This window comes from Nitrospira sp. (genome assembly GCA_037045225.1).
Taxonomy (GTDB): domain Bacteria; phylum Nitrospirota; class Nitrospiria; order Nitrospirales; family Nitrospiraceae; genus Nitrospira_A.
The window spans coordinates 72,025-88,253 of sequence record JBAOHZ010000009.1; the positions used below are offsets into that span (position 1 = coordinate 72,025).

The 16,229-nt window shown below is 59.0% G+C and carries 15 protein-coding genes; 8 read left to right on the forward strand and 7 right to left on the reverse strand.

Annotated features, from left to right (window positions below; all coding sequences use genetic code 11):
• Positions 1 to 199: 199 nt before the first annotated feature.
• Positions 200 to 1,450: an AmmeMemoRadiSam system protein B gene (amrB, locus tag V9G17_01480; protein ID MEI2751245.1), complete on the forward strand. Its 1,251-nt coding sequence runs from the start codon at positions 200 to 202 to the stop codon at positions 1,448 to 1,450.
• 419 nt (positions 1,451 to 1,869) lie between these two features.
• On the opposite strand, the gene V9G17_01485 is transcribed toward amrB, so the two are convergent.
• The 4 genes from V9G17_01485 to V9G17_01500 form a co-directional block, all read right to left on the reverse strand.
• Entirely contained in the window at positions 1,870 to 2,241 is a 372-nt protein-coding gene (locus tag V9G17_01485) for a type II toxin-antitoxin system VapC family toxin (GenBank protein ID MEI2751246.1), read from the reverse strand.
• The gene (locus V9G17_01490; GenBank protein MEI2751247.1) at positions 2,238 to 2,441 is read right to left on the reverse strand and encodes an AbrB/MazE/SpoVT family DNA-binding domain-containing protein; all 204 of its coding nucleotides are present in this window, start codon (positions 2,439 to 2,441) and stop codon (positions 2,238 to 2,240) included. Before V9G17_01490 ends, V9G17_01485 begins: the two co-directional genes overlap by 4 nt.
• Positions 2,442 to 2,984: 543 nt before the next feature.
• The gene (locus V9G17_01495) at positions 2,985 to 3,371 is read right to left on the reverse strand and encodes a hypothetical protein (protein MEI2751248.1); all 387 of its coding nucleotides are present in this window, start codon (positions 3,369 to 3,371) and stop codon (positions 2,985 to 2,987) included.
• Between the two features lie 266 nt (positions 3,372 to 3,637).
• Complete coding sequence (locus tag V9G17_01500) at positions 3,638 to 4,159, reverse strand: peptidylprolyl isomerase (protein ID MEI2751249.1); 522 nt, start codon at positions 4,157 to 4,159, stop codon at positions 3,638 to 3,640.
• Positions 4,160 to 4,529: 370 nt separating this feature from the next.
• Between V9G17_01500 and V9G17_01505 the strand changes: the two genes are divergently transcribed.
• The 3 genes from V9G17_01505 to V9G17_01515 all read left to right on the forward strand — a co-directional run bounded on the left by V9G17_01505 (position 4,530) and on the right by V9G17_01515 (position 7,682).
• Positions 4,530 to 6,059, forward strand: a complete 1,530-nt coding sequence (locus V9G17_01505; protein ID MEI2751250.1) for an MBL fold metallo-hydrolase — start codon at positions 4,530 to 4,532, stop codon at positions 6,057 to 6,059.
• A 224-nt stretch (positions 6,060 to 6,283) separates the two neighbouring features.
• Positions 6,284 to 6,616, forward strand: a complete 333-nt coding sequence (locus V9G17_01510) for a hypothetical protein (GenBank protein MEI2751251.1) — start codon at positions 6,284 to 6,286, stop codon at positions 6,614 to 6,616.
• 586 nt (positions 6,617 to 7,202) lie between these two features.
• Entirely contained in the window at positions 7,203 to 7,682 is a 480-nt protein-coding gene (locus tag V9G17_01515) for an NUDIX hydrolase (GenBank protein ID MEI2751252.1), read from the forward strand.
• A gap of 60 nt (positions 7,683 to 7,742) precedes the next feature.
• Here V9G17_01515 and V9G17_01520 read toward each other — a convergent pair whose 3' ends face one another.
• From V9G17_01520 to V9G17_01530, 3 genes are all read right to left on the reverse strand, one after another.
• On the reverse strand, positions 7,743 to 8,087 hold the full coding sequence (locus tag V9G17_01520) for a type II toxin-antitoxin system PemK/MazF family toxin (protein MEI2751253.1): 345 nt from the start codon (positions 8,085 to 8,087) through the stop codon (positions 7,743 to 7,745).
• The gene (locus V9G17_01525) at positions 8,080 to 8,316 is read right to left on the reverse strand and encodes a hypothetical protein (GenBank protein MEI2751254.1); all 237 of its coding nucleotides are present in this window, start codon (positions 8,314 to 8,316) and stop codon (positions 8,080 to 8,082) included. Before V9G17_01525 ends, V9G17_01520 begins: the two co-directional genes overlap by 8 nt.
• 144 nt (positions 8,317 to 8,460) lie before the next feature.
• The gene (locus V9G17_01530; GenBank protein ID MEI2751255.1) at positions 8,461 to 9,705 is read right to left on the reverse strand and encodes an MFS transporter; all 1,245 of its coding nucleotides are present in this window, start codon (positions 9,703 to 9,705) and stop codon (positions 8,461 to 8,463) included.
• A gap of 303 nt (positions 9,706 to 10,008) precedes the next feature.
• Here V9G17_01530 and V9G17_01535 point away from each other — a divergent pair, with 303 nt between their 5' ends.
• From V9G17_01535 to V9G17_01550, 4 genes are all read left to right on the forward strand, one after another.
• Positions 10,009 to 13,425 carry an AsmA-like C-terminal domain-containing protein gene (locus tag V9G17_01535; GenBank protein ID MEI2751256.1) on the forward strand — a complete coding sequence of 1,139 codons (3,417 nt, stop codon included), beginning with the start codon at positions 10,009 to 10,011 and terminating at the stop codon, positions 13,423 to 13,425.
• A gap of 51 nt (positions 13,426 to 13,476) precedes the next feature.
• Complete coding sequence (locus V9G17_01540) at positions 13,477 to 14,634, forward strand: Xaa-Pro peptidase family protein (GenBank protein ID MEI2751257.1); 1,158 nt, start codon at positions 13,477 to 13,479, stop codon at positions 14,632 to 14,634.
• A gap of 69 nt (positions 14,635 to 14,703) precedes the next feature.
• On the forward strand, positions 14,704 to 15,678 hold the full coding sequence (gene sdhB, locus V9G17_01545) for a succinate dehydrogenase iron-sulfur subunit (GenBank protein MEI2751258.1): 975 nt from the start codon (positions 14,704 to 14,706) through the stop codon (positions 15,676 to 15,678).
• A gap of 5 nt (positions 15,679 to 15,683) precedes the next feature.
• Positions 15,684 to 16,124: an archease gene (locus V9G17_01550; protein ID MEI2751259.1), complete on the forward strand. Its 441-nt coding sequence runs from the start codon at positions 15,684 to 15,686 to the stop codon at positions 16,122 to 16,124.
• The last annotated feature ends 105 nt before the right edge of the window (positions 16,125 to 16,229 follow it).

Sequence of the window (16,229 nt, forward strand, 5' to 3'; positions counted from 1 at the left end):
GCTTCCTCAGAGCGTATAGCGTATCGCCAATAGCTGGGAATCAAGGTCCTGTAACCCGTTCGAAAGGAGGCGGGCTCCTGCCATACGCTATAAGCCATCAGCTCTTTATTCCCAATGGTGGGTGCAGCACCGTTCACGTTTTATCTTTCACCACCGACCTTGCGTCTGGAAAGTTGCCTCCGCTACAATGCCGCTCATTATGGAATCAACGCCGACCATCGCCGCTAAAGATCCCGCGCAATATCCGCTGTTGCGCAACCTGCAATTCTCGCCCATCAAGGAAGGGGAGGAGCAGTACATCGTGCTCTGGGACCCCACCGGACTGAGCAAGGAACGACTGGTCCTGCCGTTGAACTATTTCTTCATCGTTCAGCATCTCGACGGGGAACACAGCGTCCAGGACATCGGTGCGATCTACCTGAAGCGGTTCGGCGAGTTCCTGATGCCGAACAAGGTCGAGCAGTTACTGGCCGATCTGGATACGAAATTATTCCTGGAAGGGCAGCGTACCGAACAGGCCAAGCAGCAGGCATTGGACGCCTATCGTCACGCCCCCGCCCGGTTGCCGCAGTTTGCAGGCCGCAGCTACGAAGCCGACGCCGCTAAACTTCGTGCCCAGATCAACGGCTTCTTCACGTCAAAAGAAGGACCGGAGGTCAAGGCATCGGAACATGCGGGCAAGCTCATCAAGGGCCTCGTCGCGCCGACCTACGAACTGAAACATGCCGGACCGATTTATGCCTGGGCTTACAAAGAATTGCAGGAAGCCCAGCAGCCGGACCTGTACGTGCTTATCGGCACCGCTTACTCGGGACTCGAACAACCCGTGGCGATGACGGACAAGGATTTCGAGACACCATTGGGGCTCGTGAAGGTCGAACGTACGATCACCGATCGACTGCGCGAGCAGATTCCTTCAGCTTTCACCGACGAATTGGCACACCACAATGAACATGCATTGGAATTTCAGCTGCCGTTCCTGCAAGAGAGTCTCGGCAAGGACCGGGCGTATACGATTGTTCCGATCCTCACATCGTTTTCAGCGGACAGCTTGCGCGATCCGCAAATACGGGAGCAGGTCGAGACGTTTCTTCAGGTCCTGAAGGACGCCCTCGTGGCCACCGGCAAAAACTACTGTGTCGTCGTGGGAGCGGAACTGGCCCACATCGGCATGCGCTACGGTGACTCCGCGCCGCCGACGGATTTCTCCTTCCACCGCTGCATGCAAACCGATCTCGAAATGCTCAAACATGTCGAGAACCGCGACCCGGAAGAATTCGCAAAATTCATTCAGAAAGAAAACGATCAACGCCGCATTTCCGGCTTCTCGCCGATCTACTCGTTGCTGCGTTTGATTCAAGCGGAGACGGGGCAGGTGTTGCGGTACGATCGCGGGATTACGGATCAGTATAATTCGACCGTCACGTATGCCAGCATGGCCTTCTTCTAGTCCGGACGATGAAAACAACCGTCGGCGTCGTTCTCGCTTCGCTCAGGTCCTCAACATACTAATCAGTACGCCTCGGCCCTTCACTTGCTGCGGCCTTGCCGAACGGTCGTTTTGATCGTCCGGGAGGCAGATTGCTGAAACAGGCCCCCAGCTTCGTTCTCTCCTCGAAACCATCCTCAACGTAGCCTCATGGGAAAAGAGCCTGTCTCGGCAGGCTCATGGCGGGCGCGTAAGAATGTCACGCCTCCGGTGCTTTCATCGGCTGCGGGCTCGTTGGCTGACCTGTTTGAGCAACCTGCATCGGAAGTCATGCCGTCATGATAGATACGCCTCGCTCCTTCGCTAGCTGCGGCCTAGGCGGACAATCGTTTTGACCGTTCTGCTGACGGGTGTTCTTCGAAGCTCGCCCAGGGAACAGATTACTTCACGTATACCACTCCGGGTAGGTCCTTAAGATCTGAATCACCCGTAATGACCTCGGCATCCTGGTCTTGAGCCGTCGCATAGACGATCGCATCAGCCATTGCCAAACCGTGCCGAAGGCTGATATCCGCAGCCAAATAGGCGATAGATTCAGTGAGCTGCACCACCTGAGTGGCATGAAGTCGTCCAGAGAATAATATGGCTGTCTCCTCACCACGCTCGCGTTTAATCTTCTTATACACCTCATACAACACAATCGTCGGCGTGATGATGTCGTATCGGGAAGTGAGATACACAGCGTAGCGATCAGCCAACGGTCCGCCTGTAAAGAATTCGATCCATCCGCTAGAATCCAACAAAATCTTCACAGCCGATCCTTCTTCTCCCGAATGCCTGTTTTGGACATTCCCTTGAGGGCCCCCTTCAGTAACTTAAGCGGCACTTCCGGAACAAGGGTAATTACTCCGCCTTTTTCCAGGACTTGCAGGCGCTGCTGAGGACTCAGGTGAAGCTTTTCCCGCACGTCTTTGGGGATCACAATTTGAAACTTCGTCGAAATGGTGGTCATGGACATCGCAATGCCTCCTTACCAATCATTTATCGATCATCCTATCGTCATACACTGTACCCGTCAAGCGCGAAGGCCATGCCTACGAACTGGCTTTCCAGCCTCACGAGATACGTTTCACGTTTGACCCTTGACGAACTCGGCAAACTAGCAGCGTGTTGACACACTGTTCGCTGCCTCCGGGAAAGGGTCGGTGCACAAGGTGGCAATCGGAGCTAGCGCCCTGCAGGCTGTTCAGAAAGGCTGTCCAGCAAGGCCGCAGCGAATGAAGAGCTGAGGCGTACCCTTGCGGTACGTTGAGGCTCTGAATGACGCGAGAACGCCGCCGGGCGGCCATTCTGAACAGCCGGCTAGCCCGCATTATTTGTGACGGTTCGTCGCGAAAGTGCGAAGTCGCACAGCGAGACGGGCGCGCGGAGTCGTGAGAGAGGAAGGCATCCTTGAACAGGATGTCGACAGACCGAGCGGCGAGCCCGCCCGCCGACAGGCTGGTCGCAGCTGCGAATCCGCGATTGCAGCAGAAGCGCTCATGAATCATGCGGGCTAGTAAGCGGGCATGCCGCCGGCCGGATCGGTATATCTGGTGGGCGTAGTGAAGCGGTCCCAGGTGGTGACGACGCCTTCCTCGAAGTACACACGGAACGCACTCGTCACGCAGGCATCTCTGCCGATGGGCGGATAGAGCCAGACCGTGACCTTCCGGCTTTCCTCTTCCACTTCTTTCTTACAGACCGGCTTGCCCAGCGCGAGATACACCTGGTCCTGGTTCATGCCGCGCAGGATGTGCCCGTGATCGACAGCCCAGCGCACGCCTTCAGGGTAAGACGGATAGTGGTCGCTCATCAGCCGGTGGCGTTCCGTGTCGCACCCGGATAGCGCGATGGCGAGCAGGAGAAGGCTCATGAAAAGGATTCGTTTCACCGGCACCATGGCATGCTCCCTTATTCAAGCCCCGTTTATTCGTCTCGACAGCGTCGTGGGAGCAGGAAAAGAATGGGACGTTCAGCACGGGAAACAACGCGAGGGCAGGCGGTAGTGTCTGCGGGCGGCATTCATATCGCGAAGTCCCGCAGAGAACACAGAGCGTGTCAGGACCTATCAGAGCTTCTGGCAGAGCTTCCGGCTTATCACTCAGAGCTGATGGCAGGAGGAAGTACTGTTCTCCTCCGTACCCGGCATCGGCCGTCCGCTTACGCCTATTCCTTCACCGTCACCTTCATCCGAATGGCTTCAAGCGGATTATCGCGCTCGTCGCGGGGCAGCTTCGCAATCATGTCGATGATTTCGATCCCTCGGATGATTTCGCCGAAGATGGAATAGCGACGATCCAATCCGCCGTTGTCCTGGAGCGAGATGAAGAACTGCGACCCGTTGTCGTTGAAATCGCGGGTACTGTTGCCGTCGCGCGGCATTTTCGCCATGGAAATGGCGCCGCGCTTGTGCGGCCGGTCGTTCGGCTCGGGTGAGAGAAAGAAACCGGGTCCTCCGGTGCCGTGCGACATCCGGTCAGGCGTCTTGCTCAGCGGATCGCCGCCCTGAATGATGAACCCCGGCACGACGCGGTGAAACGTGGTGTCGTCATAGAAGCCCATCTTCGCCAGGTTGATGAAGTTTTCGACATGGCGTGGCGCATCGTCCGGGTAGAACTTAATCTTGATCTCCCCGAACTTGGTGGTGATGGTGGCACGTGGATCTTTTTTCTGAAATTGCATAATCATGGAGCCAAATCTAACAGGGCGGGGATTCCAACGGCAAGGGGGCGGAGCGGAGCGGCAGACAGCGGACGGCGCGTCACGACTCACGAGCTCCGTTCCAACAGGCATGATTTCCCGCGGTGAACGGCGTATTCTGTGCCCAGCCTCTCGGGCCGTCGATGACCGGGCTCAGTGGAGTATGCACCCAATGGACACAAGTGGGGGACATCGTCGGCACCGGCAAGCGGCTCAATAAGGGCCGTTCAGCAAGGCTGTCCACCAATATCTCACGGACACACGGCGACTGAGATGCACCCGTGCGGTACATCACAAGGAGGCCTGCGACCGGGAACGCCGACGGCAGTCGTGAGCATCAGCCTGCGAGGGGAGATCTATGCCTGACACAGTCGTTCTGAATGTCGATTTGGCGGATGTGTGGGAAGAACGAGGACGGAAAAAGCTCATCCGAACGGTTGCCTGGGGCGACGAAGTGACCGTCTTGAAAGTAACCGGCACCTACCTTGAAGTCAGCACCACCGTCTTCCGCAAGAAACCGGACGGCAGCATCCTGCCTGAAGCCATCACCGGCTACATCGAACCAAGCAAGACTTCCCCCATCAAAATTGCCGATTTGACCAGGCCCCTCGCAACTAATCAGGTGCTGAAAGTAAATTTTGTCGATGTCCAGCAAGGCGACGGCGCGGTCATCGAGTCGCCGGACGGAAAAATCATCCTGGTCGATGGGGGAGACAACCAGATGTTTGCGCGCTACCTGGCTGGACGATTTCGCGACACGACGGCCGAGCATCCACAACCGATCGACTGCATCCTCGTCACCCACGGGGATGCCGACCATTTCGCCGGCCTCCCCGAGATTCTCACGTCGGAAACGAACAGGACAAAACGCAAACGCTTCTTCATGCAACCGAAGCGGGTCTACCACAACGGCATCGTGAAACGCCCAAGCAAGATGAACAACAAAGCTGTTCCCGACACGAAACTCTTGGGACCCACGAAGACCGACAACGGACACCTCTACCTCGTAGGGCTGGAGGACAATCTGCTCGACGTGGCCGACTCGGAGATGAACGAGCCGTTTCGCGAATGGAAAAAGACCTTGGCCGTGTACAACAGCCGCAGTGAAGTGGCGTTCCGGCGGCTCCAGTTCGGCGACAACCAGGCTTTTGAATTCTTCAACCGAGGCGATCTACGCATCGAAACCTTAGGGCCGATCACCACCACGGTGAACGGACAACCGGCGCTGAAATTTCTCGGTGAGCCACCGAAAGGACCGCGGATCGGTCATGAGTCCTTGAACGACCGCGACGAAGGCTTCACCGGTCATTCCGCCTCCCACACCATCAACGGCCATTCGATCGTCTTCCGTCTGGTCTATGGCGGGTTCAGCTTCTTGTTTGCTGGCGATCTCAACGATGAAGCCAGCCGGTTCCTAGCACGAGAACACAACCGAGGGAGCCTTAACTTGAGATCGGAAGTGTTCAAGGTGCCCCACCATGGATCAGCCGATTTCTCCGGCGCGTTCATTCAAGCGGTGTCACCGATCCTGAGCGTGGTGTCGAGCGGGGACGAAAGCGCGCGAAAAGAATACATCCATCCGCGAGCCACCCTCATGGGAGCCTTGGGTAAATGGTCACGAGTGCCCGAACCGCTCATCTTCGTCACCGAGTTGGTGGCGTTCTTTGAAGAGGAAGGCCCGTCCCGCCTGCAGGACGACAAGAAGGCCAAGAAACGTGGTCCGTTCTACGGCTTCAGCCGCACCGCCTACGGTCTCGTGAAAACACGCACCGACGGCAAACGTCTGTTTGTCTATACCGATAGCGGAAATGTCCAGATGAAAGAGGCCTACGCCTATGACCTGGATTCCTCCGGGGTGCCACAACCGACCGAGGTCATCCGCGCATGAAGAGCAGGAGTGGCTCAAGCCCATCCGGACGAGCCGCGTGTCTTTCCCCCTCGAGAGACGTTTCACAAGCAACGAAAGGCGGCTGTTTTGATCTCCAATGCCCCAGATGTCACGATCGTCGGTACAGCAGCCGGGGAGCATGCCTTGTCCAAATGCCGATTGCCGACTATACTCAAAGAACTTGGCCTTTTCGCCCTGCTCTGAACAACCAAAAGGAGTCCCGCATGAAGACATCGACAGGAACGCGAATCGTCATGGCCGCGATGGTAGCCGGCGGCCTCAGCCTGACCATGGGATGCGCGGCCGACCCGCAGGCGGGACAGCCGACGGCAGCCGAGACTGCTCGCCAAACCCGGGAAGCCGTCAAGCAAGACGTGAAGACCGTCACGCAGGGCACGAAAGACCGTATTCAAACCGAGAAGACCAGCGCCACTCAAGCTGTGACCGATACCCGCGATGCCATTAAACAAACCGGCGAGGAACTCAAGCAAGAGGGTGCGGCCATCAAGCAGGACGTGCAGGATATCAAGCAGATCTTCCAGGACGGAACCAAGTAAGAAAAGACACCCGACGGAAGACGCAAGACCTCGGCCGTCACGGAAACCTGATCCATGGGGTGGTGCTGCCTGCGCGGCACCACCCCGCACAGGCTAAGCCCCTCCGTTACACCTACTCCCGCAATCTCTCGCTCGCATCGATCTTCATCCACGTCACGCCGCTGCAGAGGGCGATGAGGGTCGCGAGCAGCAACGAGGGGGCTCTCCCTCTAAGCTCGGCTAGCCAGAGGGTGAGGCCCGGAGAGATGGGCCCGCCTTGATTCGCGACCCTATTCATCACGCCTGACAACCTATTCGCCTGGGTCTTCGAGAGTCCAGTCAAGCGCGCAGCCGACTTTCTGTCACTCACGCCAGCACCGCCGCTTCGAAAACCGGCGCCGGTCGGCGGACAGCCCTGTGCGGTCTGCTTGACAGTGTGAGCCAGACTGCCTAGCCTGATTGCTGCCCGTTGCACTTTTCGGCTGCCACCTTCGCTTCCCATGGGAAGAGGAGAAATGCGTGCCCGACAAGGACGCGACGTAGACGCGACCCGGTACGGCATCCAGCCTCCGCGGCCTCATACACATCGGATAGGAGGAATCCTCACATGAGTCACCATGACAAGACGAAAGCGCAAAAAAGCTCGCTGCCGGCCACGACCGTCACGCCGGTTGCGGCGGCGATCGGTGTGGTGCTGCGAGGCGGCCAGGTTCTACTCGTCCGCCGCGCGAATCAGCCGGACGCGGGGAAGTGGGGCTTTCCCGGTGGCAAGATCCATCCGGGTGAACCGGTCCAGGCTGCCGCGGCACGGGAGGTGGCGGAAGAAACTGGCCTCGTCGTGCGCCCGCTGCACGTGTTCACGGCGGTCGACGCCTTCCATCGAAACGCAAGTGGACAGTTGGTGACTCATTATGTGTTGATTGCCGTGTTATGCGAGTGGATTTCGGGCGTCCCGCAGGCTTCTGGTGATGCGTTGGAGGCAGAGTGGTTCCCGGTCGAGACGTTGGACTCAGTCGACATCGTCATGAGTCTTGACGTTGCACGCGTCGCGTCGATGGCTGCGAGGGTCCGTGAGGACGTTCAATGACCCCACCGAACGCTTGTGTATAGGTGGCAATAGCGACAGTGCTTGGAGTCTTTTCTAGAACTAGCCGAGATCCATCACTTCTTTGACGGCATGAGTTATGGCCCTAAGTTGGATCGCGCTGAGGCGAATCAACGGGCCTTCGATCAATCGTTGGTTATCGATCGCGCGGAGTTGATCCAACAGCAGATCGGAGTCTTTCCGAAGTTTGCCCTGGGCCGTAATTCTGAGCCGGAGCGGTTCCGCGTCGTCGATGAGCTGGGTGGTGAGGGGAATGATCAGGGTGGAGGGATGTCCAGCATCGAGCAACGCTTGGGCTTGGACGATAAGCACAGGTCTGGTCTTTCCCGGTTCCGTCCCACGCCGAGGGCTCAAGTCGGCCAGCCAAATCTCGCCGCGCTTACGCATCCAGGTCTGTCTCAATCGCATCAAACTCCGCGTTGATGCGCATACTTTCGCCGCGCACTTTGTGCGAGGCTTGAGTGAGTCGATCGGCACGAAGCTGTCGCTCGGTTTCGCGGTTCATGCGTTCCAAGGATCGTCGGATGTACGCCGCCCTCGATACGTGGAGTGATTCGGCATAGCGGGTGCAGCGCTTGAGCAATTCGTCCGGCAATGTCACTGTAATGGTACTCATCGATACCTCCACTTACCATCAACTCATGATATCGAATTGTACTATACCAGAGGAAGATCGGCGTGGCAAACTAGGTAGATGACGAATGGCCCGTGCTGTATGTTCAGATCGACGTCCCCGTGCAGATGACACCGTTCCACCGCGTCACTCACGTAATCTCTCGCTCGCATCGATCTTCATCCACATCACGCCGCCGCAGAGGGCGATGAACGCCGCGACAAGTAACGAGGCCGTCCAACCCCACTGATCGGCGAGCCAGGGGGTGAGGCTGGGGGAAATCACCCCGCCCACATTCGCGCCCATGTTCATCACGCCCGACAGGGTACCCGCGTGGGCCTTGGAGAGATCGGTCGTCACACTCCAGTAAGCCCCCACCGTAAAATACAGCCAGCCGGCCCCCAGCGAGAGGGAGGCGATGGCGACGGCTTGTGAGTCAGCCCAGGCGCCGACGGCGATGAGTCCACCGGCCAGCCCCATGCCGATCATGCCGACGATCATACGGGCCTTCGTCAAACCGAGGGTCGAGACCAGGCGGTCGGTGGTCCAACCACCAAGCGGACAGAAGACGAGGATCGCGACAAAGGGTGCAGCCGCGAGCCAACCGCCGCGCAACAGATCGATGCCGCGCACGTTCACGAGGTACAGATAAAACCAGGACATGTAGATGTAGGCCACGTAGCCGAGGCAGGCATAACTCAGCACCAGCCAGCGCAGGGATGACGAAGCCGCAAATTGCCGCCAGGGAACAACCACGCGCGGGTGTAACGAAGCCGCGCCGTCTGCCGCCTTCTGCTCCCGGGAGCAGAGCACCCACAACAGGGCCACCACCAGACCGATCAGGGCGGACAGGTAGAAGACCGTCTGCCAGTGATAGTTCACCATGACCCAGGAGGCGAGGGGAGGGGTGATTGCGGCGCCGATACCGATGCCGCCGATGGCAATGCCGATGCCGAGCCCACGTTGCGCCGGGGGAATCCAATCGGCCACGGCGCGATTGAAGTTCGGCAGGGCTACGGCTTCACCCACGCCGAGGAGAAACCGCACGACGATCAAGGCGCCGACCGTCCCGACCATGGCAGCCAATGGAAGGGTCGCAGCGACCGCCGTCAAGGCCGTAAACAACGACCACCAGAGCAACGCACCGGCCAACACCACCCTGGCACCCCAACGATCGCCCAGCCATCCGCCGGGAATCTGACAAAGTGCGTAGCCGAACACGAAGGCGGAAAAGATATAGCCCATGTCCTGATCCGTCAGGCCATAGGCCGGCATCATTTGTCGCGCCGTCACGGAGATGTTGACCCGATCCATGTAGGTCACGGCGCTGATGGCAAACAGGAGGCCGAGGATGCCCCATCGCGGTTCGGTTGCCGACTTGCCGACTGCCACTCAGTCCTCCGGTTCTCAGCGCCATGCGCGAGCGCGGGGCATTATAGACCGGCTCGCACCAACCGAAGAAAGTTATTTGCGAGGCCTGCCCCAAAACCGTCATTCGTCTCTCGTGAAGCGTCACTCGTTCAGAGGCCATCAGCCGTCAGTTTCGATCCTAAACGAAATACGCTTCACGAGAGACGAGATACGGTCGTCTACGGATCCCCTTCACAAGATACGTGCCTGCGCGGCCACGCCTCGTATGGATTTCCCTCTTGCGCATCCAGTACACTGCACTTTTGACCTGCCAATGGAGGTGGAGTGAGGGTTCGTCCGCGCGTTGTGGTGCTATCGCTGCTCGGCCTCGTGGTCGTGGGTGCGCTCCTTCTCCTCTATTCACGCGAGCTGTTCGGCGTCGACGTCATCAAGAATTTCTTCCTTCAGCAACTCGAAACCAGTCTGCGGCGCAAGATCGAGGTGGATCGGATTAAGCTGGTCGTGCTGCCCAGCCTCCGGCTCGAGCTCTCCGACGTCGCTGTTTATGGTCACGACGACCCGACACACATCGTCTTCCAGGCCAAAGAAATCGATATTGTCCTGCGCCTCCTGCCGCTACTGAAAAAACAGGTTGTGGCCAAGCGGATCTTTCTCAACGAACCAACCGTGACACTGGTCCGCAATCGGTCGGGGCATTGGAATGTGCTCGCTGGGCTCCCGTCCGCGGCGAAAGACGAGTCGGCCTATCAGATGTTCAGCCGTCTCCTGCAAGTTCGCGAAGCCACGATTCAGCACGGGCACATTACGATCACGGACGAAGCCCGTCCGGACGGCGTCCGCTCCACCCAGCTCGAATCGGTCGAGATGGCCCTGAAGGTCTATCCGAGCAAGGCCCAGGGCGACCTCCACATCTCGGCGTCGTTGCCGGCAGAAGCGGTCCCTTCGTCGTTTTCCCTAACCGGCACCATCAGCTTGAGCGAGTCCTCTTCATCGCTGTCGGCCGAAGCGCCCTATTCCGTCCATCCGGTGTTTCAATTCGACGGTGAGATCGAAACCAGCAACCTGCGCCTGCGTGAAGCTGCCGATTTCTTCGGGCCGCGCCCCGTGCCGATTCAACTGCAAGGCGGCGCCAATCTGCACAGCCGTATCCGCGTGGCGCCCGGCGTGGCGGGGTATGATGTGGTGCTCACGGAGATCGCCGCGAATGTCGATGAGCTGACGGTCAGCGGCAAGGCCAACCTGGCGGGACTCTTGACCTCGCAACCCACCTTCTCCATCACGTTCGCCGCACCCACAATCGATCTCAAGCAACTCTTCGCCCGCATGCCGGCACAATGGATTCACCCCCAATTGCCGGGCATCGTCGAACAGCGCCAGTTGGGCGGAACGGTAGAAATTCTCTCGGCCACCTTGACGGGCGCCACGGCGCCCAGCCCGCAATTGTCGCTCACAGGTGACTTCCGAATTGAGAAGGGCACGGCGCTGATCGGGAGCGACCGGGTGTCGACGCAGAATCTGGCCGCCAGCATTTCAGTCGAGCCGGGACGTATCCGGGTCGGTAAAATCACAGGTACCTACGGCACCCTCCAAATGACCGACGGCAAAGCCGTGGTGTCGTTCCTGGATGAAGGGCCCTGGATGGAATTGGACATCAGCGGCGATATGACGGCGTCGGATTTGGTCAAATTCCTAACCAAAACGATCCACGCGGACCGGCTCACCTCACTGCTCGCGCAATCGCGTGAAATTGAAGGGCAGACACATCCGACCTTTCGCCTCGTCGGACCGCTGGACAAACCAGAAGGCATCACCTTTGCCGGTGGGGAAGTGCTGGCCGAGCAGGTCAGCCTCATGAATCCTTCTTTGCCGCAACGGCTCACGGCCATGCAGGGTCGCATCGTCTTCTCTCAAACAGGCGGCGCACAATTCGATCAGGTCACCGCCAACGTCGGCGAGACGCAGTTGCAATTCAACGGCATGATCAGCGGCGGCACGCCGAGCGTCTTTCAGGATTTTGTCATCCGAGCGAAGGGCAGCGCCTCCCAGCTTCGCCAGATGGTCTCCGCCGGAACCTTTCCGGATGATTTGCTCTATGGAATGGTGAACGCGAAGGTGCAGTTATCCGGTCCGTCCGGCACGCCCCATTTGCGTGGAGAAATCGGGCTGAACGAAGCCAAGCTCGTGTTGCCGATGGTCGGAGAAAAACCGCTGGGTTCCCCGGCCTCCTTGGAACTCGACGCCGATGTCACGCGGGGAGTCGGCCTGGTTATCTCACGCCTGGAAATCGTCGTCCCGCCATTACGTCTCCCGTTAAAGGGGCGTGTCACCCTCGGCGATCAGTTTTCGATCGACGCATCACTGGCATCCGGTACGGTCTCGTTGTCGAGCCTGCCCGAGTGGATTTACCGCAGTGGACTTGAAGCGGGCAATCTCGAAGTATCGATGGATGTGAAGGGCACGGACGCCGAGTGGAGAAACTGGCGCACGGGCGGGTGGCTGGCGCTCACCAACGGACTGATGACAGTGAAGGGCGTCGAGGGCCCGGTCGAGGACATCTATCTGCGCCTGAAGTTTTCCAAAAACATCGCCGACATCAAACAACTCTCGTTCCGCATCAAGGACAGCGACGTCAGTCTGTCGGGGGTGCTGAAGAACTGGACGACCAAGCCGGTCATCGCGGTCAAGATCGAATCGTCGCAAATGGATCTCGACCTGCTGATTCCCAAAGGACACCGGTCGCCGATCCGTGAATTTCTTGAGACCCTGGCCTCGACGAGTCAGGTCAGTGCGACCGCCACGATCGAAAAGGGCCTGTACAAACATCTGCGGTTCGGTGGGTTGTCCGGGCGACTGACCATTCAAGACGGCATGCTCGATCTTGACCGGGTCGTGGCCCAGTCCGGAACCGGCCATGCGGCAGGACGAATGGTCGTCCGTCTGCCCAAGGAACAGCCGGCTGAAACCGAAACCTCGATCAGGATGACCGGCATCCCGGCCGAAGCCCTGTTGCCGCTGCTCGGGGCGCAGGATCATCCGGTGACCGGAGACATGAAGCTGACCGGAGTGATCCGCGGGCATGGACGGAACCCCCACGGCATCCTGCCGACCCTCAACGGCAAAGTCGAACTGGTGATGCAGGACGGACGCATCCTCAAGACGGAGAAACGCGCCATCTGGAAAATTCTCTCCATTCTGAATCTGCCGGCGGTGTTGCAAGGCAAAGTGGATCTGGAGAAAGAGGGGTTGCAGTACAACCGCGCCAGCGCCACCATCACGATCCAAAACGGATCGGTGAAAACGCAAAATATTGTCTTGGACAGCCCGGTGCTGAAGATTTCTGCCGTCGGCAGTTACGACATGCCCACCGATCAACTGGACATGATTTGGGCGGTAAGTCCCTTCGGGTCCTATTCGCAATTCCTCAAATCGATTCCGCTCTTCGGACGGTTGATGGCCGGGGACCGCAAGGGCTTGGCGACGGCCCTGTTCCAGGTCAAGGGCTCCATCGACGATCCGGACGTCACCTACATGCCGATGAAGTCCTTCACCACGGGATTAACCGGTGTCGCGCAGCTTGCGTTCGATCTGTTGAAGAATACGGTCATGCTCCCGATCGACATTTTATCGCCACAGGAAGAAAAGGATCCGGTATTCGATCCGGCGCTGGAGATCCAAACGCCCTCGGCCGCCGCGCCGCCGAGTGAGCCCGCACCTACGGCACCGGCACCGGCCGCGCCTTGACCACCTCCGGACCGCGTGATAGCATCCACCTCACGTGAACGCCTCCATCTCATGAGCCATTCGACCGAACAGAGCCCCCATCCCGAGCAGAGCGCCGTACTCTTTATCGCCGCCAGCGAAACAGAGTCCAATCTGTATTACGCCACCCGTTTCATCGCGCCCGATCCGTTCATCTATCTCGAAGTGAAGGGCGAACGCCTCATGGTCATGAGCGACCTGGAAGTGGACCGGGCGCGTCATCAGGCGACAGTCGATCGTGTGTTGTCGTATTCCGAGCTGGAACGGCGCGCCAAATCGATGGGTGCAAAAGACCCGGGTACGATCGATGTCGTCCATCTGGTCTTGCAGGATGCCGGTCTGAAAGAAATTCTGGTCCCTCCGACCTTTCCCTTTCTCCATGCCGCCCGACTGCAGGAACTGGGCTATCGGCTGCGGACCAAGCGTGAACCGTTCTACGAACAGCGGGTCACGAAATCGGCCGAAGAGGTTCGGCACATCGAAGCTGCTCAACGCGCGACGGAAACGGCCGTGGCCGCTGCGCATCAGAGCCTCCGCCGCGCCGAGATTCGCGACCACGTGCTCTGGCTGGATGGGGAAGTCCTCACCTCTGAACGGGTCAAGAAATTGATCAACGTGGCCCTGATGGAATGTGGGTGCATCGCACAACATACCATCGTGGCGGGGGGGGAGCAGGCCTGCGATCCCCATGATGAAGGCAGCGGGCCGCTGCCGGCTCATCGCAGCATTATTTTCGACGTCTTCCCCCGATCAGCCGACTCTCGTTACTTCGCCGACATGTCCCGCACCGTCGTCCGCGGAACACCCTCGCCGGAATTAACGCGCCTGTATCACGCGGTGAAAGATGCGCAGGAAGAAGCGATCACCAAAATTCGCGACGGGGCCGACGGGGCCGCCATCCACCAGGGCATCTGCGATCGTTTCGAGAAGGCGGGGTACAAGACGGGCCTGGTCAACGGCCGCATGCAAGGCTATTTTCACGGCACCGGCCATGGCGTCGGATTGGATATTCACGAGGCGCCTCGTATCAGCCGAACCGGTTCGCTGCTGCAGGAAGGACATGTCGTGACGGTCGAGCCCGGCCTCTATTACCCGGGCCTCGGGGCGGTGCGTATCGAAGACATGGTCCTTGTGACAAAAGACGGTTGCCGGAATTTGACGAACTATCCGAAAATATTTGAACTCGGCTAGTCGGTCCGACGAAGACACACGTCCCCCGTTTTCACGCTTCACGCCCGATGCGTCACGTGTCACGATGTTATGCGCCTGACCTTCACCATCCAGCGTTTTAATCCCGAAACCGATCAACGGCCTCACCAGGAAGAGTATCGTCTCGACATCGGACGAGGCATGACGGTGCTCGAAGCCCTGATCCGAATCAAGAACGAACTCGACGGCCGGTTGGCACTGCGTTATTCCTGCCGCTCCGCCATTTGCGGCTCCTGCGCCATGCATATCAACGGCACGGAGAAATTGGCCTGCCGCACCTCCATTCGGAAAGAACTCGAACGCCACGGGCGCATCTCCATCGAGCCCTTACCCAACCTTCCGGTGATCAAGGACCTCGTGGTCGATATGTCGCCGTTCTGGGATAAGATCCGGGCCGTCACGCCCTGGCTGACCCCCGTCACACATCCGACGAAACGATACGGGTCATCCGGGCAACTGCGGCTGCCACCCGAGACGTACCAGTTTCACAACGTGGATGCCTGCATCATGTGCGGGGCCTGTGTGGCCGCCTGCACCTCGCATGAAGTCTCACGGGGCTTTCTCGGTCCGGCGGCACTCGCAAAGGCCGCGCGTTTTGTCGCAGACCCTCGTGAACCGGCGGGGGCCAAACAAGCCAGACTGGCTGCGCTCCAGGAGGCCGACGGGATCTGGGATTGCACCCGCTGCAACATGTGCGTGCAAGTCTGTCCGAAGGATGTCCAGCCAATGGAGGCCATCATTCGACTGCGCCGATCCTCCCTCCGGCATGAATTAACCTCCGCAGAAGGCGCTCGGCACATCACCAGCTTCGTCGAACTCGTCCGTCATGATGGACGGTTGAATGAAGCAGTGATGCCGTTGAAAGTCCTTGGCTTCAATCTCCGACGAGTACTCGATGTCATGCCGCTGGGAATACGGATGTGGCTCAAGGGCAAGGTGCCGTTGCCGTTCGGCCACACTATTCCAGGCATCAAACAGGTCCGGGCCATCTTTGCCGCCGCAGGCCGTCGGGCTCCGCGCAGCTGACGCCCATGCCGGGCTCCTTCCGATTCCTCGACGACATCGCGCTCGCTGATATGGCCTTCGACGCAGAAGGGGAGTCCCTCCCGTCCCTATTCGACGCCGCCACACAGGCCCTCGTCGAAAGCCTGGCGGATCCGTCGACCATCGCCGACACGTGGCACCACAGCGTAGACATGGAAGAACCGGACATCGAAACGCTCCTCTTCGAATGGCTGGGCTGTCTCGTCTATCTGAAGGATGCCCACAGCGTGGTCTTCCATCAGGCGAGACTCTCGCTGCATCAGAAGGCTGCCCCTGCAGCCTGGTGCCTCCATGCGGAACTGACCGGTGCACCGGTTAATCCCGCGACACAAGACCTGCGCTCCGACGTCAAAGGTGTCACCAAACATCTGTACGCGGTCACACAAGAGGGAAAGCACTGGAAGGCCAGGGTGGTCTTGGACGTGTGAGACCTCCCTTTCCGCAGAATCACTACACGCATGCTCACAACAGATCGCCAATTAGGCCACGGGACGCGAATGCCTCGAGGAATCTCACCCTGCGTGGTGAGGATT